Below are 25,685 nucleotides of genomic sequence, written 5' to 3' on the forward strand. Positions count from 1 at the left end.
AAATAATAATATTTTTACTTACAGCCAAACAACTAGACTAAGATATGACTCAATTTCCTAATAAGAAAGCTTTATTCAGTGCAAAAAAACTTGAATATAAAAGTCAAAGAACTTTCAATTTAATACTTCTTATAATTTTTGATTTTGCCTATTACATTTTATTTTCAATTACATATGATGATCCACATACACCATTCTTCTTTTTCTGTTTCTTAGGAGTATTTGGTATAGGATTATTGTTTGGAAATTATATACTAATAAGAGATAGTAGAAAAGGTATTATAATTAAAGTTTACGAAGATTATATTTTAATAAAAAAAAGCTACAAAAAAACTGCTACTACATTTCATAAAAAGAACATCAAACAAATTAATACAGTTAAACATGAAAATAAATACACGGATTCTGATGGTAAACAACAAATATTATTTCAACATCAAACCACTATTAAATTAAAAGGTGGGAAAGAATACAAAATCGAAATACATAATTATTCGCTTAATGAAATAAACAAACTTACTTTAAATTTAAACAAACATCTAGATTTAAAAAAGGCTGCACATCTGAATGACTCAAATAACACAATGACTACCTGTATTACACCAATTTATTTAGACAGTTTAATACATAGATTTCATGAAAGTAAAAATATCCAAATACTGATAGATAAGACACATAAGCAATTGTTTGATATCGAAAAACTCACATTTAATAAGTTGTCAAAGACCTATTTTGACTTAGTATTTAAATCTTCAATTAAAAATTTTCGGAGTTATAGAATTGTCTCACAAAATGACCAACTTTCGGTTTTTGAACTTGAAAATATTGATTTAAATTCATTAAACATCAATGACAATAACAAATTATCAATCAGTGATTTGCCAGATGTTATTAAAATTGGAAAACAAAAATTTGAGATATTAAAAACTTACAATCAAACCTGTTTAATAAGACCTTATCAAAAGGAACAAGCTGATATAAAAATACAAAAATATAATTCTAAAAATAGTGATACTTTTTTAAATTTTTATTGTTTAAATCAAGGTAAGAATTATGTCATCAAATGTTATCTAATTAAACGATTGCCTTTAGAAAAATTCGAAATTCTAACCAAAGATGCACTACAGCCTTATAAATCTAGAAAAAAGTCTACATACAAATTTTTAAATGATTTAGATAAGTACAAAACAAAATCCTTTGAAAACCTAGTCGTACATAAAAGTTATTACGAATATATTGATAAGATCATAAGACCAAATTATAAAAAATATGTAATTAATGAAAAAGTATTAGAGTTGTTAGATCAACCTTTAAGAACTATAATTTCATTAAATAAAAATGATTATTTCTTGGTCACCAAACTGATTTACATTACGTATAATCTTTCCTTTCAGGTGATCTTTAGATTAGAAAATGAAAAAGAAATAAAATTGTTATGTATAAATAATTCTGGTGACCTTTTTGAATTGGATAAAATAAACATTCATGAATTATTGGATAAAAATATTTTAAAAGAAAAATCGTATAACAAATTTCCGAATATTCTTAGAGTTGACTCTATTAAATATAAAAAGAGACAATTCAATATAGGAGAACAGTTCAATCATAATGATGAGCAAAATAAAACGACCTTCTTTAAATTCGAATATTCTGACACTGATAAGGAAAATATACTATTACTATCTAAAATAAGTGGTGATAATTATGTCGATGGTTTTGTTGGGAAGAAAATTGAAAATACATTAGAACTTAACTAAGGAATTATGAGTAATCAAAATATTCGTTTATCCGGTTTTCACTCTAAAGCTATACTATATTTTCTAGGTCTCCTAGGTTTATATGTTGTTATTGGAGTTATAAATTTTAATTTATTACTTGAAAGCAATATCACATGGTTTTTATTGCCTGTATTGCTGTTACTCGGATATCATACAATTAACCGTTTCGAAACAGCAATTTCTATAAATATTGATGAGGATCAGCTAATAGTTGACTATTCAAATAACCTATCTCGAGATACTGAAATTATTCGAATTAATAATAACGATATTGAGAACTTCCTTTTGCTAAACAATTCTCTATATATTGTACAAAAATCAACAGGTATAAAGTATGATATTGATGTACCTTTTGCTTTTTTTTATCGTTATGATATTTCGAATTATAAGTATCATCTATACTATCGTTTAAAATCCCACTTTAACATACAGCCAAAGGGTGAACAAACAAAGAAATTAAGAAACTTCAAACAAAAAGTTGACTCTTTTGATATTCATCTTGAAAGTTTAACGAAAGGAAGTGTTTTCACTTTAGATACTGTCGATTATGTGATTGATGAGGTGCATCAACTTGATTTTGAAAATACTACTTCAAATTTTTATTATAACCTCAACAATGGGAAACACCTCTTTTTCTTCTTTTCAATAGGTATGGAATTGATCATCATCGAAGAAGAAATTTATAATTTAAATCACAAAGAAAAGTTTGTGATTTACGATCATAAAAAATATTACCTATTTAGTAATAATTGTGGTACTATCCATAATTCTATCAATAAGATGACGAAGGCAAATCAATCATTTTACATCAATGAAGAATTGAAAAAAACGATTCGGGTATTAGAAGTGAATGGTGAGACTACATATTTTTCTGGTAACATAAAACATAGTAACCAATTAATTAACATTTACCCTAACCTAACAATATAATGATAGACTATAAAAAAGAACTAGGTTCAATTGAAATTAACATTAGGAATTATCACAAAATTGCTAAAACCATTAGCTATACACTCTTTCTCACTTTTGTTTTTAAAACAATATTTGATGTTCTGACTCGGAGTCAATTTCAAGCCATGAATTTATTATTCTTGGTAAGTGGACTCCTATCAACTACTTATTACTATATTAACAAGAATATGTATTATAAGATACATATCATAGATGATGAAATGTTATATCACCTTTATTTCCGAAAAAAATGCATACATACTTTTTATAATTATGCCTTAAAAGATATTGAGCAATTCTATGTTACAAAAGATAATTCTCTTCACTTATTGTATAATAATAAGCACATTAAATTATTAGAAGGAAAACAAATGGATCTTCTGAATGTCGAAAATTTACTAGAAAATTTTCTTGGGTTACAAGATTATAAAGTTCATGAAGATGAGGTTTTAGAGAAAGTTGAAAAGGTAAATAAGAAAGTAAATACTCATAATATATGGGACTTGAATATTACTAAACTGTCATCAATGAATAAAAAAGATATAGTAAGTATTGATGAGGAGCACTTTGAAGTAAATCAACTTTATAAATTGAAATTAAACGATGGAGAACATAATACTATAATTCATCTTCAAAACCCTACTAATGAGTATATTCTTTTTTATAGAAAAAACATGTATGAGAGTACTTTATATACTGAAAAAATTCTAAATTATTATGAGTTCGAAATTAAAACAAGCATTAATAAAACACTCGATAGATTTCCAACAATTATTCATTTCTTAGGTAAAAACTTCAAAAAAGATACTATTAGTAAAGGTACAATTAATAGCCATCTTTCTCCAGACGGAAATTCGTGTGAACAATTAATTTACCTTTCTGAAGATGGGGATTATCTAAGGTTTTTAAAAATTGGAGAGAAAAATTTATCTTTATTTGAAGGCCGTCGCCTTCAATTAAAACTCACCTCCTAACACATCATCAACTATTTTGTTAATAAAATGATTATTCAGTTTTTCTTGTTTACCCGAAATCTTTACTAAATTTTATAGTTTATTATTTAAAATTGGGTATTTACATTCAATTCTTTCTAAAATGAATCCAGCAATCAGTTATAAAGGGAAAGTTGTTTTTATGAAGCTCTCGATGCCTTCTTTCAGTAGAACTTTAAAAAGCTATGTGGAAGATGAAGCTTGTTTTATGTTCCTAAATAAAGGGGAAGTGAATGTTAGAACGCAAGACGATTACCTAAAACTGAATCAAAATGTAGGGATGTTGGCGAAATGCCTTAACTATTTTTTTGAACCTTCCCAAAATAACGATGCTTGTAATGATGGTATTGAAGCCATTGGAATTTTCTTATATCCCTCCCTTGTAAAAGAACTTTTTGAGTTTGATTTATCCACTTCTCAACATCAAGTCAATTATAATGTAAAGCAAGTACAGATTGATAAAATGTTGAATGTCTATAAGGAAAGCATCAATATTTTATTAGAAAACCCCGAACTAGCTGATGAAAGCATCGTAGAAACGAAATTAAAAGAATTTGTTCTATTGGCTAGTAAATCGGAAGGTGCTCCCTCACAACTCGATTTTTTATCTGCACTTTTTAAACCAAATGAGGTGGAGTTTAAAACCACTATCCAACAAAATCTTTTTGCCAACCTATCCTTAGACGAATTGGCATTACTTTGTCATTTAAGCCTCTCTTCTTTTAAGAGAAAGTTTATTGAAGTATATGGTGAAAGCCCCAAAAAATATATCAACCGAAAAAAAATAGAAAAAGCTGCCCAATTGTTACAATCTCCGGAATCGAGAATCTCTGATGTTGCTTTTGATGTAGGCTTTGATTCCTTGGCTACTTTTAATAGAAATTTCACCCAAGTTTTTGGAAAATCTCCTTCGAAATATCGCTTGAGCTAAAATGAGAAGTTTTTGAGCCGAACCGTAAAAAGTTTGGAAAACGATTTCCTGTACTTTGTATCATACAAAAACGAAACAAATACATGGAAAAGTCTAACGTATTAAAATCTTATCTAATTATCTCTGGGTTGCTCCTTACTCTCATCGGCGCCTCTACTTTAATTATTCCTGCTGAAATGAAAAGTACAGCAGGTATCTTCATCTCTGACAACATCAATATTTTAAATGATGTAAGAGGAATGAGTGCATTGCTATTAGTAGTAGCCTTGGTGGCTTTAACAGGAGTATTCAATCAGAAAATCACCTACACTTCTAGTCTTATCACTCCCCTACTGTTTTTATCAATTGGACTGGGCCGAGTATTAAGCATACTTCTTGATGGCATGCCTGAAGCAAGTTTATTAAAAGCTACTGGTTTAGAATTAGTGTTGGGTACAATCGGAATCATTCTATTTCAAAAATTCAAATTAAAACTCTCTAAATAACTCATATCATGAACAAGACGATATTAATCACAGGAGCAAACGCAGGTATTGGCAAAGAAACTGCTCGTCAGCTTGCAATGAAAAAGGAAACTGAAAAAATTTATTTGGCTTGTAGAAATTTATCAAAGGCCGAAGCTGCTAAAAAAGAATTGGAAGCAGCTACAGGCAAGGACTTTTTCGAAATAGTAATTATGGATGTTTCTGATCCATACTCCGTACAACATGCTGTCAAAACAATTACCCAACCTGTGGATGCTTTAATAATGAATGCTGGAGGTACGGGAGGTAAAACTCCCGAAAAATTAACCAAAGACGGGGTAACTATTTTAACCGCGAGTAATTTATTGGGACATGTCGCTTTAGTCGATGAATTAATCAAAGCCAATAAATTGAAAAATGTAGCCTTATTTGCCAGTTCGGAGGCCGCTAGAGGTATAAAGAAAATGGGAATGTTGAGGCCTGAACTGGAAACTTCCTCAAGAGAAGAATTTATTTCTGTATTTGATGGTAGTAAGTTTAAGGACAATTTTGATGCTTTTCAGATTTATGGTTGGATAAAATATGGAGGTACGCTTTGGATGTCATCTATGGCTAATAAATACCCTGATATTAAATTCTTGAGTGTAAGTCCAGGAGGTACAAGAGGCACACAAGGAATGGATGATTTATCCTTCATCAAAAAGATATTTATTAAACATATCGGGATGAAGTTTATTATGCCTTTAATGGGAATGTCGCATTCATTGGAAAGTGGTGCTAAACGTTTCGTTGATGCGATAGGGAATCCTCAATTGAAAAGTGGAAAATTTTATGCTAGTAAGAAAAATGTATTGACAGGTCCAATTGTAGATCAAAGTGCAATTTGGAAAGATTTCGATAATCATCTTTATCAAAAGAATGCAGATGAAGCAATTCATACTTTCTTAGCTTCTTAAATAACAATGAGGTGTCTTCATTCAGAAAGGCACCTCATTCTTTTTCGCATTAAAAAATAAATTTTCACTATCTTAGCTAAATACTTACCATTATACATGAACAAACAATTCTTTTTTTAGAAATAGATATGGTAAGTTCGACATCAATCAAAAGCTGAGTTTGATTGGGATTCTATCAACTACTCAAAATTTTTTTATGACTAACGACCAAGATAAAATTTATCAGCTCGAATATAAATTAGAGCAGCTAACTAAGAAACATCAAGAATTTCATCGGGAAATGAATGATTTGAAATTTGAAATCAATTTTCTGAAAAAATCTTTATCTACTTCTTCTGAAGAGGAAAAAGTAGTTACTCCAATTATAAAAGAAGCACCTAAAAGGGTTGAAGTGGATGCTTTTGATGTTGAAAAAGAAAACAAATCAAAAGCACCTGTACGTTCTAATCCTATTAAGCAAGCGATCAAAAAGCCTAGAGAGAAAACCGATTTTGAACGTTGGATAGGTGAAAATCTAATCAATAAAATTGGTATTTTAATTACTATTATTGGTGTAGCGATAGGTGCTAAATATTCTATCGACAATAACTTGATTAGTCCACTTACAAGAATAATCTTAGGTTATTTTGTAGGGTTAGGGCTAATGGGTTTTGGTATTAACTTAAAGAAAAACTATCTGAATTTTAGTGCGGTATTGGTGAGTGGCGCCATGGCTATCATGTACTTTATTACTTTTGCCGCCTATAGTTTTTACGATCTCATACCACAGATGCTCACTTTCGCATTGATGCTGATATTTACCATTTTCACAGTATTAGCAGCATTAAATTATAACAAGCAAGTGATTGCTATTATCGGCTTAGTGGGTGCGTATGCATTACCCTATTTATTAAGCACTGGTACGGGTAATGTCGCCATATTGTTCTCCTATATTGCCATGATCAATATAGGTATTTTGGTCATTTCCTTTAAGAAATTATGGAAACAATTGTATTATACCACTTTTGTTTTAACCAATTTAATTTATAGTTCATGGTTTGCTTTTGCCTATCGAAACAAAGATGGTTTTGCCATTGCTTTTAGTTTCCTTTTTATTTTCTTTGTCATTTTCTACATTACTTCTTTAGCATATAAGTTAATCAACAAAGAAAAATTAGAGAAAGTAAACATAACGATACTATTAAGTAACGCATTTATCTTCTTTGGTATTGGCATGAACCTATTGGATAGATTCCCATCAACTTCAGATTATTTGGGTGTATTTACGCTGTTCAATGCACTAATTCATGCAGGTGTCGCCTTCTTTATTTATAAGAAAAATTATGTCGAAAAATCATTATTAAAGCTTATCGCAGGATTGGTTTTAATCTTTGTGACTATCACCTTCCCTATTCAATTAGATGGAGAATGGGTTACTTTATTTTGGATTGGTGAAGCTATTTTGCTATTCTGGTTGGGTCGAAAAATGCAGATTTCTTACCTGGAAAGGTTTTCACATCCACTTATTCTATTGTCATTTATTAGTTTGGTAAGTGATTGGGAAGGATCATATTATAGATATAATGCTGATTTTACTCAAATCTTTAATATTCATTTATTTACCAATCTGTTCTTTGTTGGGGCCTTTGGTTTCATGGTCTATTTGATGATGACATCAAGATATAAAACCACTTTAAAAGAATCTTCCTTCTTACACACTGTAGTTAAGAATGTCATTGGTGGAGCATTTCTATTTGTGCTTTACTTTTCTTTCTATTTAGAAATTGATTATCATTTCAATCATTTATTTGAGTCTACGGCTATAGATCAAGTTGGAGAAGAAAATGCTTACAATCCTAAAATTTACAACTATAATATTAGTACATTAGGAGGAGTTTGGTCGTACATTTACACCTTCATTTTTGTCACAGTATTGAGTCTTATAAATGTATATAAAATCAAGGATAAAAAACTTTCAAATATTTCATTAGGACTTATAGGATTTACTTTACTCGCCTTTTTAATCAACGGATTATTATTGATCAGTGATTTGAGAGAAAATTATATCCTTAGAGATGAATCTGAGTATTTTATTATATCAATTTTTAATATTGTAATACGATACATTTCTTTCGTTTTATTAGGCGCTACATTGTATGCAGGATACAAGCTAGTTCAACAAAATTATTACAGTGATAAAATTCGTCTAATCGGGAATGGAATTTTTCATGTTGTTGTCTTATGGATATTGAGCAGCGAATTAATTCATTGGATGGATCTAGCAGAATCAACCCAATCGTATAAACTTGGTCTGAGTATTCTTTGGGGATTGTATTCTTTATTTATGATTAGCTTGGGTATTGGTAAAAACGTGAAATACCTAAGACTTGGAGCAATTTTCTTATTTGGTATCACCTTATTGAAACTCTTCTTCTATGATATCATTCATCTGAATACAATTGCAAAAACCATCGTTTTTGTCTCATTAGGAGTACTATTACTTATCATTTCATTCTTGTACAACAAATTCAAACACAAAATTACTGATGAAGTTTCTAACTAATTTAATCGTCTTATCTTTTATCAGTTTTTCAGTCTTTGCACAAAAAATTGATCAGTTCGATTACAAGAATAAATTAAATGGTATCCAAGACCAATGGCATAAAATTGAGCTGACGGATGATATCATTGGGCAGACAAATCAAAAACTTTCTGATATCAGAGTATTTGGGATAACTTCTGAAAACGATACAGTGGTTGCTCCATATATCCTAAGTTTCCAACCTAAAAAGGAAATCATTAAGAAGGTTGACTTCAAACGTATTAATGATACACATGATGCAAATCGATACTATTATACTTTCTTATTGAAGGACAAAGAAGCAATCAACCAAATCAAATTGGATTTTGGATTAGAGAATTTCGATTGGAAGGTAAAATTAGAGGCAAGTCAAGATCAGAAAAAATGGTTTACTGTGGTAGAGGATTATCGCCTGTTATCCATCAAAAATGATCAGATGGAATATAAGTTTACAGACGTAAAATTTAAGGATGCCCACTACCCTTATTTCAGATTAAGTATAAAAACGGGTGAAGATCCAACTTTAACATCGGCCAAGATCAATAGAAAAATAATTGAAGATGGTGATATCAAATCGTTTCCAATTGCGAATTATAATGTGATTGACCATAAAAAAGACAAGACTTCAGAAGTAAATATTGATTTTGGCAAAAAGGTAAGAATTAACCACCTCTCTTTTAATTTCGAAGAGGACTTTGACTTCTATAGATATGCCACTATCAAATATTTATCGGATAGTGTAAAGACCGAAAAAGGCTGGAAGTATAATTACAAAACTCTAAAAGGTTATACCTTTAATTCTGTTGAAAAAAATGAAGTCAATTTTAAAAGTACTACCCTTCAAAAATTAAAAATTATCATTTATAATAAGCAGAATCAACCTATACAGTTTTCTTCAGTAAAAGCATCTGGACATCATTATTACCTTACTACTCGATTTACTGAAGAGGCTAATTATTGGGTGGTTTATGGCGGTAAAAATGTGTATGCCCCGGATTATGACATTAAACATTTCAAGAAGAATATTCCTGAAAATATTTCTACTTTGGAAATGGGTCAACAAGAAGAAATTGAAAAAATAGACAAAGTAAAAGAAGAAGCTTTGTTTGAAAATGAAATATGGCTTTGGGCAATTATGGGTGTGATGGTATTTGTTTTAGGAGGTTTTGCTGTGAAGATGTTGAAATCGGAAAGTTAAAACTTTGCTATACTGTTCGTATTAATTGATACATTTTTGTAGTAATGAACGCATACATACAAAAATTGAATGATAAGCAATCAATGTTCTGCTTATGTACTTTTTATTTGTAGCATAAATTGTTGAACATTATCAAAAATGAAATGAAATTACAAAGCATTTTTTTCAGCTTCTTTATTGCATTACTAATAAGCTGTAATTCATCAAATCAGATAGCTAAAGATACTAAAACAAAACAACCAAACATCTTATGGATTTTTGTAGAAGACCTATCTCCTTATATTGGTTGTTATGGGGATTCAGTTAATAAAGATCATACGCCAACTATTGATGGTATGGCATCAAATGGTGTTTTATTTGAAAGAGCTTACGCCACTGCTCCGGTCTGTTCAGCATCACGATCAGCAATGATGACTGGAAAAATGCAAACAACAATTGGGGTGCATAATCATAGAAGCAATAGAACTACAGAAGGTGAAGTTGTTCCTGAAAACTTAAGAATCATCCTTCCTGATTATATTCAGAAAAGTGTTCCTGAAATGATGAGAGCTGCAGGATATTTCACTTTTAATAGCGGAAAAGACGACTATAATTTTCACTACGATAGAAGGTCATTCTTTAGTGTAGGCACGAAAAGTGATTATGTAGCTGGCATGAACGGATGGCAAGGTAATGTTGCTGAACATCGCTTGTCGTTTACAGAAGATACTTGGAACGCAAGAAAAGATAAGGATCAACCATGGTTCGGACAAATTGAGCTAAAAGGTGGTAAAGAACAGAAGACAAAACTCTTGGCAAAAGACGCTATTTTAGGATTGGATGATGTTCCACTTCCTCCTTATTTCCCTGAAGTGGAGAGTCAGAAAAAAGCATGGGTGAAACATTACAACAATATCAGAACGACTGATATTAAAGTGCAACAAATCTTAGATCTTTTAGAAAAAGATGGTGAGCTTGAAAATACAATTGTCTTCTTCTTTTCGGATCATGGTAGTAACACTTCTTTACGTCATAAACAATTCTGTTATGAAGAAGGCGTACATGTTCCTTTAGTAATTCAGGGGAATCATCCTTATCTGAAAGCAGGTGTTCGAAGAAAAGATATGGTTTCTTTGTTGGACGTTTCTGCTACCACTTTAGCCATGGGTGGTATCCAAATTCCAGCATATTTTGATGGTCAGGATTTGTTCTCAAAAGATCATAAAGAAAGAGAATATGTAATTGGAGCAAGAGATCGCTGTGATTTCACTATCGATAGAATTCGTACCGTACGATCTGATAAATACAGATACATCAGAAATTATTTTACAGATCGACCACTTATGCAACCGAGTTATAGAGATCGTCAGGGTGTGGTAAAAGATATGCGTAAACTACATGCAGAAGGAAAACTAACGCCTTATCAAGATGCATTTTGGTTTGGAGAACGTCCTGAAGAAGAACTTTATGATATGGAAAAAGATCCATTCCAAATCAATAACTTGGCTCAAAAACCTGAGTATCAAAAAGAGTTGATCGGACATAGAATAGTCTTAGAAAAATGGATCAAAGAGACTGATGATAAAGGACAATATCCTGAAGATCCTCAGCAGTTAAAAGCTACTTATGATCTTTGGAAGGAGAAGCCTCAGTTTAAGAATGCGAAGGTGAATCCGGAGTATCATCAGTTTATGTAAAACTCTAGAAAAATATAAAGGCGAGGGATCACTATCCTTCGCCTTTATAAATTCAACAACTCATCATAAATTCACATTCAACCCAAAATAAGCTATCGAATTTAAATTCTCTGTAAGTGGTACCTCTTTATGATCGTAATAAATCTGATGTCTCACATTAAGACCTAACCACTTATTCAACATAAAGTTGAAAACCAATAAATTACCAAAACCCATATATTCAGTGTCTTTCATCGATTGGTAAGTGAGTACCTCCCACTCTAATTGAAACATCTTTGATATCGGAAATTTAGTGCGAATAAAACCACTCCAACTAAACGCTTCATGAAGAGGTGTTTCTGTGAACTGAAAATTCAAATAACCCGCCATCACATGCAATTGCAAGTAGCTATTCGGCTTTTGTTTTAAAATATTCCAACCCATACCTCCTCCTAAAAAAGAAGATTTATCAATATGATACGATTGTGCAAAACCATTTAAACCATACACTATTGGATATACCTTTTGCTGATGTCCATATTGTAACATTCCGCTCACCCAAAAATCGTCTACTACTTCAAATTCCTCTACTTTTATATATTGATAATTTACATCAAGAACTGCGTTGATCTTAGAATTATGCAGAGTCGATCTCCAAGTAGGCATAATACTGTATTGATTTAGATTACCTGATTGATGTCGACCAATTAAAGAAATTCTATTATCCCATTTTAATGTATCAATTTCTTGACTGAATACATAAGAGCTGATAAGAAGTAAAGTAGAAAAGAGTAGCGCTTTCATAATGTTTGATGTATTATTATTGTATATACAATAGTTAAATTAAAAAATATATTCGTTTTTACGACTATTGTATATACAATTGTAAAGAAGATATTTAGATTAAACAATTTTTTGATAGAAAACTTTTAAGAAAGGTTAGGTGATTCAGTAGAATATTACTACATTTATATTACAATATTTGTTCAAACAACAATAACACCCTAAATCAAAAAATGAAACTATTCGAAAGCTACCAACTAGGTGCTACATCATTAGCCAATAAAGTAGTAATGGCACCCATGACTCGTTCAAGAGCAATTGATAATATTCCTGGCGATATTATGGCAGAATATTATGGTCAAAGAGCATCAGCTGGACTTATCATTACAGAAGGAACGGCACCCTCTCCAAACGGATGTGGTTATCCTAGAATTCCTGGGATCTGGAATCAAGCTCAAATAGATGGTTGGGCTAAAGTTACTAAAGCGGTACATGATAATGGTGGTAAAATCTTTATGCAAATCATGCATACTGGAAGAGCTTCTCATCCTGCGAATATGGAATCAGGAACGAAAGTAGTCGCTCCATCAGCCATTCAATTAAGCGGGGAAATGTGGACGGATACTGAAGGAATGCAATCTTATCCTGTTCCCCAAGAAATGTCAACTGAAGATATTAAGGCAGCCATTCAAGAATATGTAGATGCCGCTAAGAATGCGATCAAAAGTGGAATGGATGGTGTTGAACTTCATAGTGCCAACGGCTACTTGATGGAACAATTCTTAACACCTCATTCGAATCAAAGAAGGGATGAATACGGTGGATCTATAGAAAATCGTAATCGCTTTATTTTAGAAGTTGCCAAAGGTGTTACAGATGCAATTGGAAGTGATAAAGTAGGTATTCGAGTTTCGCCTTATGGTGTTTTCAATGATCAAGGACCTTTTGATGAGTTAGAGGCTCAATATGAGGCATTAATTAAAGGTTTAAATGATTTAGGCCTTACTTATATTCACGTTGTTGATCATTCTGGAATGGGTGCTCCTGAAGTTCCTGCTAGCATAAAAGATGAAATTCGAAATCAATTTAAGAATACATATATCTCAAGTGGGGATATGACAAAAAGAAAAGCAGAAATCGTTTTGGAAGCCAATGAAGGTGACTTAGTAGCTTTTGGTCGCCCTTTTATTGCTAACCCCGATCTCGTTCATCGACTTGAAGAAAATATAGATTTAGCTGCTCCAGATTTTGATACTTTCTACACTCCTGGGGAGAAAGGATATACCGATTATCCAACTGCATAAAAAGCTAAAGGCCATCATTAGATGGCCTTTTTCATTTATAATATTGTCACACAAACACTTAGAAATTGATCAAATTATCTGTAGTTGGTCAAGATGTTGTTCCAACACCATCTTTTGACCATGAATCATTGCTTTTTCTAGAACTTCTCCGCTTAGACTTGTAAAACCTTCCACTTTAAGTTCCTTCAAAGCTATTTGATATAAACCTGATAAAACTCCTGAAGCAGCCATAACCACTTCTACATTTTGGTTTTGCAGGTAAGAAAGTTCATTTCCTAAAAGTAAACCACTTAAGAAGTAAAAATTAGATTGATACATTTCTGTATCTTTTCCTTTTGATTTACCTTCTTCTTGAATATTTTGAGCTTGAGCCACCCACTGTGCTCTAATTCCAAATAAGGATCCTAATAGTTCTCCTTTACTGCCTTTTCTAACCCCTTCTAAAAATGCTTTTTCACTTTCATCATTCATTTTTGAGGACATCAAAAAGTCTTTTAGAATAGAATGCTGAGAAATTATTTCGAATAATTCACCCGTCATAAAAGTTTGAAAAGAATTGTAAGATCCACCTTCAAATTTTAAATGTTTACTATGTGTTCCAGGTAATAACAAATAACAATCATTCTTAAGGTATTTCATCAGTCCAATGGCTTGAACCTCCTCTCCTCTCATGACATCATTTGTTGTTTTTACCCCAGAAATTAGAATTAGATCAATATGATCATTTAAATCAAGATGTTTGATATTTAACGTATCTACTTTATCACTAATTGGCATAGTAGCATACTCCATATCAATCATTCCCATTGTTGAGGTAATCATACCACAAGCAACAATGGTGAGTTCCTGATTTATATCAACTATTTGTTGAAGTTGTGAAAGAAGATACTCCGAGAAATAAGCTTGTCGATCAGCCTTTCCTTCTGATAGAAAAGATTGATACAGCTTCTTTACTCCCATTTCTGTTTTATGTTCTTTAATGACTTCAAGAGAATTGAAATCTATTAAACGAACACGGAAATTGGAGGTCCCCCAATCACAACTTACAAAATGTTTTGGCTGTTTCATTCGTTCTACTTTTTTAGGTATTACCTACTACCTACTACCTACTACCTAATCTAAAGCTTTCTAGAGATACGCTTTAGTACCAAGTAGTCATCCAAAGCGAACTTCGAACAGTCCATACTAATACCACTATTCTTCACTCCTAAGTGAGGCAAGTTGATATCGTATTTCACACCGTTTTGTTGAACTTCTCCAAATTCCAAAGCCATAGCCACTGTTTCCAACAGCTCTTCGTCTTCTGTGAAAACATAAGAAGCTAAACCAGCAGTAGAATCATTCGATAGCTCAATCACTTCCTCCAATACATTGAATTTCATTACTACGCAAACAGGACCAAACACCTCATGCTGAAGAATATCTGCTTGACGGTTTTCCATCTCGATCACTGTTGGAGCAAAGTAATTTCCTTCTCCTTCGATCTTATGTCCGCCTGCTAGGATTTTACCACCCTCTCTCACACACTCATCTACAAAATGTTGTACAGATTTAACTTGTGCTTGATTGGCAAGCGGTCCCATATTGATACCTTCCTCCTGGAAGAAACCTAGTTTTGCTGTCTTTGCACTATCAGTTAGTTTAGTGATGAACTCATCATACACTCCTTCCTGAATGAAGAATCTGTTTGGTGCTACACATACTTGACCTGCGTTTCCTCCAAACTTGATGGCATTGGTGATGCCCAAAGCATCTTCCATATTTCCATCGTTGAACAGAATGAATGGAGCATTACCTCCACATTCCATTGAGTATCTTTTGATGGAAGTCTTTACAGATTGTTCAATTAGTTTTTGGGCAGTAAATGTAGAGCCAATCATCGTAATCAAACGAGGTATTGTACTCTCACACAATGGGATTCCCACATTTTTACGGTCACCACAAAGTACTGTAATCACACCTTTAGGGAAACCTACCTCGTGGGCTAGTTCTGCTATAATTAATGAGGAAATGGTCGATGATTCTGATGCTTTGATCACGATCGAACATCCTGTTACCAGTGCCGGACCTAGTTTAAAGCCAAGGTTCAACAATGGGAAGTTCCAAGCGAGGAAAGCTGCTACAACACCCAATGGTTGATATACCATTCTATGGGAGTGAGTGCCCGCACGGTCATCGATGGTAAAGTTCTCCTTGATTCTCATTTCATGGGCATAGAATTCTAAGGAATCCGTAATACTCTGAAGGTCTTCTCCTGATGCCTCCCAAGTTTTACCCATTTCATGACAAACTGCTTCTCTCAAACGATCACCGTTCTCCAACATTTTTTCACGCAGTTGAAGTACTTTTTCCAAACGCACTTCTAGTGGAGTATTTGACCATACTTTGAAACCCGCTTCTGCTGCATCCAAGGCACGTAATGTGTCTTCTTTTGTAGCTTGAGCGATTTCACAGATCGGTTGATTATCATGAGGGCATAATGCCATTGATGTTTCACGGTTGGAGCCATCTACGAACTCACCGTCGATATATAGTTTTTTGCTTCCGAATTTAAGCAAACTCTTTTCTATTGTCGATTGCATATTTTTCTAGGAATTCTTCGTTAACATCTACACCTAAACCTGGAGTGTTAGGTACTTTTATTTCACCATTAATCACTTCAATACTTGGGATAGTAACATCGTCTCTTAATGGATTTTCTGTACGATCCAATTCAATCATTGGAGCGTCCATATACATTCTACCTGGGTTTTTATCTAGATTACCTACAAAATGCACGGCTGCACTTATGGCTATCCAAGTACCCCAAGAGTGAGGAACAATATCTTTATGGTAAGCTGATGCCAAAGCAGCAATACGTTTGGCTTCTGTCAGACCACCTGTGGCTGCAATATCAGGTTGGGCAATGTCCACACAATCGTTATCAAACAGTCGTTTGAAACCGTGTTTATGATATTCACACTCACCACCGGCAATAGGAATAGTTGTATTCTCCTTCAGCTTTTTATAACCATTATAATCTTCTGGATGAACAGGTTCTTCGAACCAGCCAATATTCAGATGCTCAATCTTTTTCGCCAATTCCAATGCTTCTCTATAATTGTAAGCATGGTTGGAATCGATCATTAATTTCACATCATCACCCAGTGCTTCTTTAAGCAGGTTCACATAGTGCAAGTCTTTTTCAAGACCTAGGCCTACTTTCATTTTTGCTGCTTTAAAGCCACTTCTTTTGTAGAATTCAGCTTCTTTTCTTAGATCATCATCCAAAGTTGGTGAATCTGTAAAATAGAAGCCTGTAGCATATGGGTGAATTACTGGATTTTTTACGCCTCCAAGCAATACTGAAACAGGTTGGTTCAACACCTTTCCTTTACAATCCCAAATGGCTAAATCAATCGCAGAAATGGCAGCATTAAAAATACCACTTCGTCCAAAATCAAGTGATCTTAGATACATCACTTGCCAAATTTTTTCGTTTTCCAAAACATTCTCGCCTAATACGAAAGGTTTGAAAAACTCTATCCCCTGCTTGATCATGTCCGCAGGGCCATAACCTTCTCCCCATCCATAAGTTCCGTCTTCTAGTGTAATTTTCACTAAACAGATCTTACGAGAGGCGTAGTGCCACTGGGAAAAGAAAAACGGCGTTTCTAAGTCCTGTGACAATACATAGGGTTGAATATCTATTATTTTCATTTTGTTTGTTTTTAATTTTTATCAGGGAGTTTTTCACCTACCTTTGATTACCTAGGGTTTTAACCCTGGGTACACAATCTGAGGTTTTCCCTGTTTGAAGCTAGAATTACGCATTCGCATACCCCAACACACAGATCGCAAAAATCAACACACCCAAACCACCTAATAATATCTTAAATGGTCCACTTGCATTTTTCCACTCACCAGAACGGTATCCCCATACATTACTCACGATTAGAGAGATACCCAACATCATTGGCCAACCGACTACTGGGCCTAAATCGCCCATAGCAGCGGCACCTTGACCGTATACTCCCAAGGCTGCAAACCAGAATAAACCAGCGGCTACTGACCAGAAATATGCTTTCTTGCCTCCTGCTACTTTAAAAGATCCAAAAGTGTTGTTCGATGCCATTTTGAATAAGGCAAAACCTGCATTCATAATGTAGGCTCCGATAAGTACCACTACCCAAGCCACCAAACTAGCATCGGTTGGGTTTGCTCCATATTTCGTTGACGCTAATTCTGCTACTGGCAAAGCATTAGAGAACCCTACATTTAACAAAGCAGATAAAACACCACTTGTTACTGCAATAGCAACACCCGTTTTAATTGATTTTTTAGGTGATGTTTTTGGAGGAGCAGCTACTAGTACATCTCCATCTTCCTCTACTTCTTCTTCAGCAACTGCATTTTGAACTTGATCTCTTTTCACTCCAGCAATTGCTGTAATACCAACGCCGACTAGTAAGAAAGCGACACCTACCAATACTATATTGAAATTGGCGGGTAGTTCTTCCATTTGGAACATCGGAATCAAAGAGCCTACCGAAGCCGCTAAGCCCATCACGATTCCATATGTGATACTCACTCCTGTGTATTCTACTGATACACCGAATAGAATACCGCCTATCCCCCAAAGGAAACCAAATAACATCGCCATAAATAAGACATTAGTAGCTGTCTCAGAGATAATTGTAAATGTTTCTGGCACTGCGATGTAAGACCAGATCATTGGGAAAGCAATCATAGCAACCGTTGCGTGAACGATCCACCAATTCTCCCATTTAACAGGAGCAATATGTTTCATTCCTAATCCAAATGTGCCTTGAAAAAAACTGGCACATAAGATTAAGACAATAGCTAAAGTATTCATTGTAGTTTATTTATACGCTCTACTCAAATGAGTATTTTTTTAATACCTAAGAAAGGACGTTGCTTTGCAACGTCCTTACTAGATTATAAGTTATTCCAAATCACTGGCATGAAGACCGTCATTTCTGACTCTCCTCTGTTTGACCAAGAGAAATATGGAACCATTTTGATCGTCGATTCTGTAAACTCAGGTTTAGTTACCGTTGAGTACATACTCGCTTCAATTGATTGATCTTTTCTGATTAAGATTGGTGCTTCGATTGTTGCAACACCTCCTAAGAAATCCTTTTCATAATTTACTTTTAATGGTGCACCACCTTTGATGTACACATCTAAAATTTTTGCATTTTCTGGTAGATCTGGAGTTTCAACACAGTATACAATTGGTCCTCTTCTTACCGCAACTTGGTTTCTAGCTTCTTCCACTAATGGATTGGCCTCTACCAATTTCACGTCCATTGGCATATCAATAGTGATGATATCACCTTTCTTCCACTTTCTATTTACAGTAGTAAATTTACCTGCTACTACTTCTGATTCAACAGCTTCACCATTTACTTTTACAGTAGTACCGTGTGCCCAATCAGGAATACGAAGCATCATATCAAATGGCTTTTTCTTCGCTTTCTCTACAGTAATATTTACTGCTCCTTCCCATGGGTAATTTGTTACTTGATTTAAGATGATGTCAGAACCATCTTCCAACTTCGTTTCCAATCTGTTACCACCATACATGTTTACTGCGATACCATCATTTGATAAGCTGTAAGCCCAGTTCGCTGATTTTGCTACAGTTCTTACAATGTTTGGAGGACAGCAGAAGCACTCTAAATAGGGCTCTCTGTGAGGAGTTTCTGTATTGTGCTTAGAATAATCTCTTGATCCTTGAACCATTCTCAAAGGATTAGAATAGAAGTAATCTTTACCTTCAATTGAAATACCAGACAAACCTGAGTTATATAATACCAACTCCATAATATCTGCATACTTCGACTCACCGTGTAAACCTAACATTCTGTAAGAGAACATCGAGTTACATACATTCGCACAAGTTTCATTGTATGCTGTCATGTTTGGCATCATGTAAGCATCAATAAAACCTTCTTCAATTTTATCTCTGTTAGTAGAAGCACCATAGTGGGCTTGACCTACGGCACCTGTTACGTACATTTTCTTATCCGTAACGTTTTCCCATAAACGATCTAAAGCATCCACTAAAGTTTTTTCACCTGTTTCAGCAGCTACATCAGCAGCACCTGCATAATAATACAATGCTAAAACTGCGTGTCCTACTGCTTCATCAGCCTCTCTCAGTGGCACTCTTTCTTGCACCATATCACCAATTGGGTAACCTTTAGTTTCAGGAGTTTCTTCTACTTTATATTTACCTCTATTGTTGATAAATCTTTCTGCTAGATCAAGATATTTTTTATCTCCTGTAGTTCTGTACATTTCTACTAGACCCATAATTTGTGTTTGGTTAAAACCAAAACGACCATATCTAGGATCATCAGTATTGAATGTTTTATATAATAAGTCAGCATGCTTGATAGCAATGTTTAAGAAGTTATCCTGACCAGTAATTCTATGATGAATACAAGCAGATGTCAATAAGTGACCCGTATTGTACATCTCATGATACTTACGGTTTTCATATCTATCAACATTGCTTCTTAGTTGAACTTGAGTTTGTAAATAACCATCCTCTTCCTGTGCTTTAGCAATAATATCGACGTAACCATCAATTTCTTCAAGCAACTTTTTATCTCCATTTTGAGCATACACATACATCGCTGCTTCCATCCACTTGTAGAAGTCACCATCATGCCAATGCATACCTTTATGTTTACCTTCTTTTAAACCTGCAGCAATTTTAAAGTTGTTCAGCGCATGTCCTACTTCTCCTGTTAGCACCTCTCCCATATAAGGAACCATAGAATGCTCTGCAGTATGAAATTTATCTGCCCAAAATCCTTCAGTCCACTTACAGTCACCTATATTAATTGATTTTAGATGTACGTGAGGTGTCTCACCTTGTCCTAAAATTCCCTTTTCTTGTGCTAGTGACATATTCGACATCATTGCCGCACATGCCAAAACTAATAATTTTTTCATCTGATAATATTGATAATTAATCTTCTAAGAATTGATAACCGAGATATTTACTATAAAAAATTTGTTCATTTCTATAATGTAAAAGTAGACGTATTTAGGGGTAAAGAATTCCTAAAAATTATCATTTGAATAGAAAAAATTAGCCTAATTTACCCTTATGAGTATTTGATATAAAAAATAGGCCTCTCTGAAACAGAAAGGCCTATAATGAAGACATAGGTAGTGTCTTCTATTTTATAATTAACTTTGATGTTTGCGTCAGTGTATCTGTTACAATTTGAATGATGTAGATACCTTTTGCTATTTGGAGTTCTTCTGGAGCAATTCTAATATTCGATTGGTTATTAAATCCAACAGAATAAATAGTATGTCCTTGTAAATCTATAAGTTGAATTGTACCTGTAGCTTTCTGATTCCAACCTACTTTTAATGCACCTGATGAATATGGGTTAGGATATACATAACTGTTCACCGATGTGAAGTTATCAATATTCGTTACTTTGCCAGATGAAGAAGAAACGCTCCATAAAAATTCTGTAGCTCCTTCTAAAGTGGCATTTGCTAGTAACGGTTGATTGACATTGTTCGCATCAACGGCTAAATACAATCCATTAATTTTTGCTTTTATCAAAAGATTACCTGATGCTGCAAGCTCAAACGTAAATTTCTGACGATCAAAAATACCTGTTGCACCACATTTTATTGGCGTACCAGTACCTGAAGCTGCCGTCACAAATTTATTCGTATTTGCATTTTGTAATACCATATAACCATCTGATTCAATCACAATATATTCTTCCAATGAAGTAACCATAGTTTCTGTTGCTTGTAAAGCTGTTCCTGAACCTAAATTCACGGTTACGTATTCACTATCAAGTGTGCTTAACCAAATTTGTGAACCCGCCTCTGGTAATGTTGAACCTACCGGAGGTTGTCCATTGTCTATAGCACTTACTGTAACCAGACAAGTAGCAGTAAAACCACCATCCGTTGTCGTTACTGTCACCGTCGCTGTTCCTTCAGCAATTGCCGAAACTACTCCATCCACAACACTTGCTACTGAAGTATTAGATGATGACCATGAAATAGATGCATCTGTAGCATTCGCAGGTAGCACTGTTGCTAGTAAACTATACGATCCGCCTTCATCTAAATCCAATGTACTATTTGATAATTGAACAGATTCTACTGCTACATTTGGCTCTCCTTCAGTCACTTCTTCCAACGACCAATCATCTACATAATATTGTCCTCCTTCGTTATTCCAGAACCAAACTCTAAACTGTTGTTGTGCACTACCTGTAGTAAAAGTGATACTTTGTTTTTCATAGTTAGTTGAGGTAATTAATGCGTTTTCTATAAATGTAGAAGTAGTATAATTGGTCACACCTAAATAAACAGATTGACCTTGAGACGCCACTTTACCGTAAGCACTTAAAGTATATGTTTTGTTTGGAGCAAGAGTAACAATTTGATTAATTGATCCATTGCCGTTCACAAATCCAGCATTCGAACCAGATAATACTTGAGCAGATCCGACAGAAGCATTACCTTCTAAATTCCACTTCGACATATCTGCTAACTCGAATCCTGGGTTGTGAATTAAATTTGTATTTTTATTTACTGTAACAGTAGCTGAAGCAGTGAAGTTTCCATCGTTTGTTGTTACAGTTACCGTTGCTGTTCCTTCGTTTACACCTGTAACCACACCATTTGAAACTGTAGCTACATTAGTGTTTGAACAGCTCCAAGTCACACCTTTATTAGAAGCATTTGAAGGTGTGACTGTTGCCGAAAGATTGGCTGTTGCTGTTTCATAAATACTTACTGATGATGCTGATAAGCTCACTCCATCTACAGGAACTACTACTATATCACCCTCATCACCTTCAACAATTTGAAAATTATCAACAGAAGCTTCTGTCGATGACCAGAACCATAATCTATAACTCGCTTCTTGTCCTCCTGTTGTAAAAGTAATCGAACCATTATCAAATGAAGTGGATGTGAATTCATAATTTTTCACTAATTCATTTGAAATCGCTTCATTAATACCAAAGTATGCTTTTGTTCCATCAGATTTCACCTTACCGCTTGCAGTAATAGTGTATGTTGTATTTGCAGCTAACGTAATGTTTTGTGCTACACTACCATTATTCACAGTAACACCATAATTACCATTAGCTACATCAGTAGTTTGAATATCGTGAATGCCCGAACCGGCGTTCCAATAATTCAGAGAACCTTCTTCGAAATCAGGGTTGCCAATTTCCCCTAAACCCAATTCAGGATTATTGTTTGTCCCTGTTTTTTCCCAAACTCTTACATAATCTACAAACATTGTTGTAGGCATGCCTGGTAAAGCTGCTTTTGCTCTTTCATCTTCTTCCGGATTTACCGCATTGTTTCTGTTATTGTAAAACTCAACAAATGGCTTTCTTAATCCTAAAGACAGTGTTACGTTCATTGGTCTGTACCAATACGTATTTGGCTTTCTACCGATTTCAACACCATCTACATACCAAATAATTTCTTGCTCGTTTACCTCACAACCATAGATATGGAATTCATCTCTAGGATCCCAAGGTGCACGGTATTTTAGCAATTGCTCATCTGGATGCATTTTAGGTCTTCTCCAAACGCCTGATCCATTTTCCATAACTACTGCATGTAAATTATGGTCCATATCTTGGATATCATCTTGATGTCCTTCGTACCAATCAAATTGCTGTAATTCAACTACATCAATTTCACTGTAAACAGTCTTTCCATTTCCAACTGAATAATCAAAATTTGAGAATAACCAGAATGATGGACATACCCCTTCACCAATAGAAGCACCTTTAATTTTTGCTTCATAATAGCCATAAGTAAATGTTTGATAGGATTTAAGAATACCTGATTTAAAATAGGTATCACCATCGTTTTGGTTGTTAGGATTCTGACGCATTGTCAATTCTGCAACACCGTCCACAATCTTAACATTGTTTGCATTGTCCCACTTCCATGCTGTCGTATTTGGAAGATTTCCTGTTCGAATCCATTTCGCCCAATCGGGAGAATCTCCATTGAATTCGTCCGATGCACTCCATCGGATTTCCCACTCATCGTTGGGATTGGCTGTTTTAGTTGGTTTTTGTGCCATTAGTTGGACCGACACAAAAAGCATTAGTGTTGATAAAAGACAAACCTTTGTTGTCTTTAAGAGTGTAAAATAGTAAGTCATAATATGCTGGTAAAAATTTACTGAAACCACTTTGGTTTCATCAAGTAAATAATTCATTATCACCACAATTTATAGATTAACATATCCCTTAACTTCTCGATTTTTAACCTGCTCTAATCAAAAATTAACTAGTTGTTTTATAACACTTTGCACTATTAATCTTGTTACTTAAATCGAATATTTAACTACTCTAAATCAATAAATTAGAACAAAAAAAAGCTGTCACCCGAAAGTGACAGCTCTTATCAAAATTATTCAAATATATCGCAATTCAATAAATTTACGGTCTTCTTTGGTAATGTGAAACATTGATATTATCAATATGTACAGTACAATTTTTATCACCAGTTTGAGCAATTTTAATTGCCATACTAAATGACTCTAGTACATTAGTTATATCAAGTACATCTTCCAAATGATACCATTGTCCTTCAGGTAATCCACCAATAGAGTGGGCTTTCTCTGCACCACCTGCACCCCAGTTAATATACATACGAATATTTGTAGCAAACTGATTAGGTACTGACGGATCAATATTTCCTGAATTTTCTTCTAGGTATAAATCAAACGAGATCTTCACTTTGTTACCTGCATCAGGATGTGGAGAATAAGGGAATCTATGTAGCTCTCCATTTGAGAATGGTGAAACAACTGTACCATTACCCCATGCACCTACACCATTGTATGGGTTTACAGATATTTTCAAACTTTTCGAACCTGATGTTACATGCTCTGATGTTTTTTCTAACGTGTTCGTAAAGTCACCACCTAACCAATCAGGTTGTCCTGCGTTCCAGTTAACTGAAGCATCTTCCATATCGTAATCAAAACCACCTTCTTTTAATAGGTTTAAAGAATAAACTTCTAGTTCTTCGTCTGTAAATGATGTCGCTCTAGCAGCATCAGCAGATTCTAATCTACCTTCAGTGAATGAAACAGTGACCATATCATCATTATAGATAACTTCAGTACCTAAATCAAGAATCACCTTACTTGCATCATCCGGATCAAGGAATGCATCTACAATTTCAGGATTAATTGTCGCACCTTTTGCTGTTTGAATAACTACACTAAAGTCCTCTTTGTTAAGAGAATTAGCATTTAAACCTCTTGAGAATTTGATTGTAGGTTTTTGACTCGCATTCGATGCCACTTCCTCTAATGTTAATGGCTCATCAGAACGAACACACTTCACAAAATCAACTACTGCTAAGGTATCTGAACTCATTGGTTGTGGACGTAAGAACACTGGTGCAATGCTGTATACTTTATCTAAAGTAACGTATTTCACATCGAAAGTACCCATTTCAGCATTTTGAGCTAACAACTCAGCTCCAAAAAATTCACCTTGAATTTGAGTAGGATTACCTTCTGCCTGATAAGTGAAACGTAAAACACTTCCAAAAGGAATGTCTTTAGGAGTTTCTACATTTTCTAATGGAATCTCATCACCCAAAGTACCATCTGTATTTAAGATGTTTGCTTTTACTGATTTTAATTCCACTTTAGGCATTACTGTTACAGTAATAACAGTATCAATCTCATTCGTTTCTCTTGGAGTTTCTTCAGTACCTACATAAGCATTCCCTTTGAATACTTGATGTAATTTCACATCATATGTACCGACCATATGGAAAACCCCTCTTACCTGAACATCTTCAGGATTACCTTCTACAGTTACAGTATCATCGCCTGGGAAGATCCACTGACGACTTTCGACACCTTGTGAAACATCGGCAAAATCAATATGTTGATTCATGTTGATGATGTTTCCATTACCAGATTGGGAGATTTTAATTACACTATGGTTTGGTGTAATCACTTCTGGATTATTCATCACCTCACCACATCCTACTAAAAGTAGGAATAGTGAAGCTAGAAATATATAACTATTTTTTAATATTGATTTCATAGAATT

General features: G+C 34.0%; 18 protein-coding genes. 10 read left to right on the forward strand and 8 right to left on the reverse strand.

Translation table 11 applies throughout. The annotated features are described in order from the left end of the window. The first annotated feature begins 44 nt into the window (after window positions 1-44). The 9 genes from MY04_RS25145 (at window position 45) to MY04_RS25185 (ending at window position 11,506) form a co-directional block, all read left to right on the forward strand. The gene (locus MY04_RS25145; RefSeq protein WP_066215510.1) at window positions 45-1,757 is read left to right on the forward strand and encodes a hypothetical protein; all 1,713 of its coding nucleotides are present in this window, start codon (window positions 45-47) and stop codon (window positions 1,755-1,757) included. 6 nt (window positions 1,758-1,763) lie between these two features. Then, entirely contained in the window at window positions 1,764-2,708 is a 945-nt protein-coding gene (locus MY04_RS25150; RefSeq protein WP_066215513.1) for a hypothetical protein, read from the forward strand. Next, window positions 2,708-3,703 (forward strand): hypothetical protein, encoded by a 996-nt coding sequence (locus MY04_RS25155; RefSeq protein ID WP_066215516.1) that lies wholly within the window; start codon window positions 2,708-2,710, stop codon window positions 3,701-3,703. Before MY04_RS25150 ends, MY04_RS25155 begins: the two co-directional genes overlap by 1 nt. A 121-nt stretch (window positions 3,704-3,824) precedes the next feature. Further along, window positions 3,825-4,652, forward strand: a complete 828-nt coding sequence (locus MY04_RS25160; RefSeq protein ID WP_066215519.1) for a helix-turn-helix domain-containing protein — start codon at window positions 3,825-3,827, stop codon at window positions 4,650-4,652. An 83-nt stretch (window positions 4,653-4,735) separates the two neighbouring features. Continuing rightward, window positions 4,736-5,137, forward strand: a complete 402-nt coding sequence (locus tag MY04_RS25165; protein WP_066215525.1) for a DUF4345 domain-containing protein — start codon at window positions 4,736-4,738, stop codon at window positions 5,135-5,137. An 8-nt stretch (window positions 5,138-5,145) separates the two neighbouring features. Beyond that, complete coding sequence (locus MY04_RS25170) at window positions 5,146-6,072, forward strand: SDR family NAD(P)-dependent oxidoreductase (RefSeq protein WP_066215528.1); 927 nt, start codon at window positions 5,146-5,148, stop codon at window positions 6,070-6,072. A gap of 196 nt (window positions 6,073-6,268) precedes the next feature. Beyond that, window positions 6,269-8,614, forward strand: a complete 2,346-nt coding sequence (locus MY04_RS25175; protein ID WP_066215531.1) for a DUF2339 domain-containing protein — start codon at window positions 6,269-6,271, stop codon at window positions 8,612-8,614. Then, the gene (locus MY04_RS25180; RefSeq protein ID WP_066215534.1) at window positions 8,598-9,830 is read left to right on the forward strand and encodes a DUF3999 family protein; all 1,233 of its coding nucleotides are present in this window, start codon (window positions 8,598-8,600) and stop codon (window positions 9,828-9,830) included. Before MY04_RS25175 ends, MY04_RS25180 begins: the two co-directional genes overlap by 17 nt. A 143-nt stretch (window positions 9,831-9,973) precedes the next feature. Then, window positions 9,974-11,506, forward strand: coding sequence for a sulfatase family protein (locus MY04_RS25185; protein ID WP_066215535.1), 1,533 nt, complete (start codon window positions 9,974-9,976; stop codon window positions 11,504-11,506). A gap of 63 nt (window positions 11,507-11,569) precedes the next feature. Here the strand turns inward: MY04_RS25185 and MY04_RS25190 are convergent, their stop codons facing one another. Next, a complete protein-coding gene (locus MY04_RS25190) occupies window positions 11,570-12,289 on the reverse strand; it encodes a DUF481 domain-containing protein (protein ID WP_066215539.1) in 720 nt (239 codons plus the stop codon). A 212-nt stretch (window positions 12,290-12,501) separates the two neighbouring features. On the opposite strand from MY04_RS25190, the gene MY04_RS25195 reads away from it, so the two are divergent. Continuing rightward, window positions 12,502-13,572: an alkene reductase gene (locus MY04_RS25195; RefSeq protein WP_066215543.1), complete on the forward strand. Its 1,071-nt coding sequence runs from the start codon at window positions 12,502-12,504 to the stop codon at window positions 13,570-13,572. A gap of 69 nt (window positions 13,573-13,641) precedes the next feature. On the opposite strand, the gene MY04_RS25200 is transcribed toward MY04_RS25195, so the two are convergent. The 7 genes from MY04_RS25200 to MY04_RS25230 all read right to left on the reverse strand — a co-directional run bounded on the left by MY04_RS25200 (window position 13,642) and on the right by MY04_RS25230 (window position 25,679). After that, on the reverse strand, window positions 13,642-14,640 hold the full coding sequence (locus tag MY04_RS25200; protein ID WP_066215546.1) for a 2-dehydro-3-deoxygalactonokinase: 999 nt from the start codon (window positions 14,638-14,640) through the stop codon (window positions 13,642-13,644). Between the two features lie 50 nt (window positions 14,641-14,690). Continuing rightward, window positions 14,691-16,154, reverse strand: coding sequence for an aldehyde dehydrogenase family protein (locus tag MY04_RS25205; RefSeq protein WP_169055550.1), 1,464 nt, complete (start codon window positions 16,152-16,154; stop codon window positions 14,691-14,693). After that, window positions 16,123-17,271: a mandelate racemase/muconate lactonizing enzyme family protein gene (locus tag MY04_RS25210; RefSeq protein ID WP_066215554.1), complete on the reverse strand. Its 1,149-nt coding sequence runs from the start codon at window positions 17,269-17,271 to the stop codon at window positions 16,123-16,125. Before MY04_RS25210 ends, MY04_RS25205 begins: the two co-directional genes overlap by 32 nt. Window positions 17,272-17,377: 106 nt before the next feature. Further along, a complete protein-coding gene (locus tag MY04_RS25215; RefSeq protein WP_066215557.1) occupies window positions 17,378-18,427 on the reverse strand; it encodes an L-rhamnose/proton symporter RhaT in 1,050 nt (349 codons plus the stop codon). An 83-nt stretch (window positions 18,428-18,510) separates the two neighbouring features. Continuing rightward, window positions 18,511-20,541 (reverse strand): glycoside hydrolase family 127 protein, encoded by a 2,031-nt coding sequence (locus MY04_RS25220; protein ID WP_084006124.1) that lies wholly within the window; start codon window positions 20,539-20,541, stop codon window positions 18,511-18,513. A gap of 229 nt (window positions 20,542-20,770) precedes the next feature. Continuing rightward, on the reverse strand, window positions 20,771-23,686 hold the full coding sequence (locus MY04_RS25225; RefSeq protein WP_066215562.1) for an Ig-like domain-containing protein: 2,916 nt from the start codon (window positions 23,684-23,686) through the stop codon (window positions 20,771-20,773). A 361-nt stretch (window positions 23,687-24,047) separates the two neighbouring features. Continuing rightward, a complete protein-coding gene (locus MY04_RS25230; protein ID WP_066215564.1) occupies window positions 24,048-25,679 on the reverse strand; it encodes a hypothetical protein in 1,632 nt (543 codons plus the stop codon). Window positions 25,680-25,685: the final 6 nt, after the last annotated feature.

Source organism: Flammeovirga sp. MY04 (assembly GCF_001682195.2).
GTDB lineage: Bacteria > Bacteroidota > Bacteroidia > Cytophagales > Flammeovirgaceae > Flammeovirga > Flammeovirga yaeyamensis.

What these genes read in the sequence shown, in the direction of transcription:
- MY04_RS25165 (WP_066215525.1), top strand. Translation starts at nt 4,736, where the DNA reads ATGGAAAAGTCTAACGTATTAAAATCTTATCTAATTATCTCTGGGTTG.
- MY04_RS25200 (WP_066215546.1), bottom strand. Translation starts at nt 14,640, where the DNA reads ATGAAACAGCCAAAACATTTTGTAAGTTGTGATTGGGGGACCTCCAAT.
- MY04_RS25145 (WP_066215510.1), top strand. Translation starts at nt 45, where the DNA reads ATGACTCAATTTCCTAATAAGAAAGCTTTATTCAGTGCAAAAAAACTT.
- MY04_RS25180 (WP_066215534.1), top strand. Translation starts at nt 8,598, where the DNA reads ATGAAGTTTCTAACTAATTTAATCGTCTTATCTTTTATCAGTTTTTCA.
- MY04_RS25170 (WP_066215528.1), top strand. Translation starts at nt 5,146, where the DNA reads ATGAACAAGACGATATTAATCACAGGAGCAAACGCAGGTATTGGCAAA.
- MY04_RS25190 (WP_066215539.1), bottom strand. Translation starts at nt 12,289, where the DNA reads ATGAAAGCGCTACTCTTTTCTACTTTACTTCTTATCAGCTCTTATGTA.
- MY04_RS25220 (WP_084006124.1), bottom strand. Translation starts at nt 20,541, where the DNA reads ATGAAAAAATTATTAGTTTTGGCATGTGCGGCAATGATGTCGAATATG.
- MY04_RS25160 (WP_066215519.1), top strand. Translation starts at nt 3,825, where the DNA reads ATGAATCCAGCAATCAGTTATAAAGGGAAAGTTGTTTTTATGAAGCTC.
- MY04_RS25215 (WP_066215557.1), bottom strand. Translation starts at nt 18,427, where the DNA reads ATGAATACTTTAGCTATTGTCTTAATCTTATGTGCCAGTTTTTTTCAA.
- MY04_RS25150 (WP_066215513.1), top strand. Translation starts at nt 1,764, where the DNA reads ATGAGTAATCAAAATATTCGTTTATCCGGTTTTCACTCTAAAGCTATA.
- MY04_RS25185 (WP_066215535.1), top strand. Translation starts at nt 9,974, where the DNA reads ATGAAATTACAAAGCATTTTTTTCAGCTTCTTTATTGCATTACTAATA.
- MY04_RS25175 (WP_066215531.1), top strand. Translation starts at nt 6,269, where the DNA reads ATGACTAACGACCAAGATAAAATTTATCAGCTCGAATATAAATTAGAG.
- MY04_RS25155 (WP_066215516.1), top strand. Translation starts at nt 2,708, where the DNA reads ATGATAGACTATAAAAAAGAACTAGGTTCAATTGAAATTAACATTAGG.
- MY04_RS25210 (WP_066215554.1), bottom strand. Translation starts at nt 17,271, where the DNA reads ATGAAAATAATAGATATTCAACCCTATGTATTGTCACAGGACTTAGAA.
- MY04_RS25205 (WP_169055550.1), bottom strand. Translation starts at nt 16,154, where the DNA reads ATGCAATCGACAATAGAAAAGAGTTTGCTTAAATTCGGAAGCAAAAAA.
- MY04_RS25225 (WP_066215562.1), bottom strand. Translation starts at nt 23,686, where the DNA reads ATGGCACAAAAACCAACTAAAACAGCCAATCCCAACGATGAGTGGGAA.
- MY04_RS25230 (WP_066215564.1), bottom strand. Translation starts at nt 25,679, where the DNA reads ATGAAATCAATATTAAAAAATAGTTATATATTTCTAGCTTCACTATTC.
- MY04_RS25195 (WP_066215543.1), top strand. Translation starts at nt 12,502, where the DNA reads ATGAAACTATTCGAAAGCTACCAACTAGGTGCTACATCATTAGCCAAT.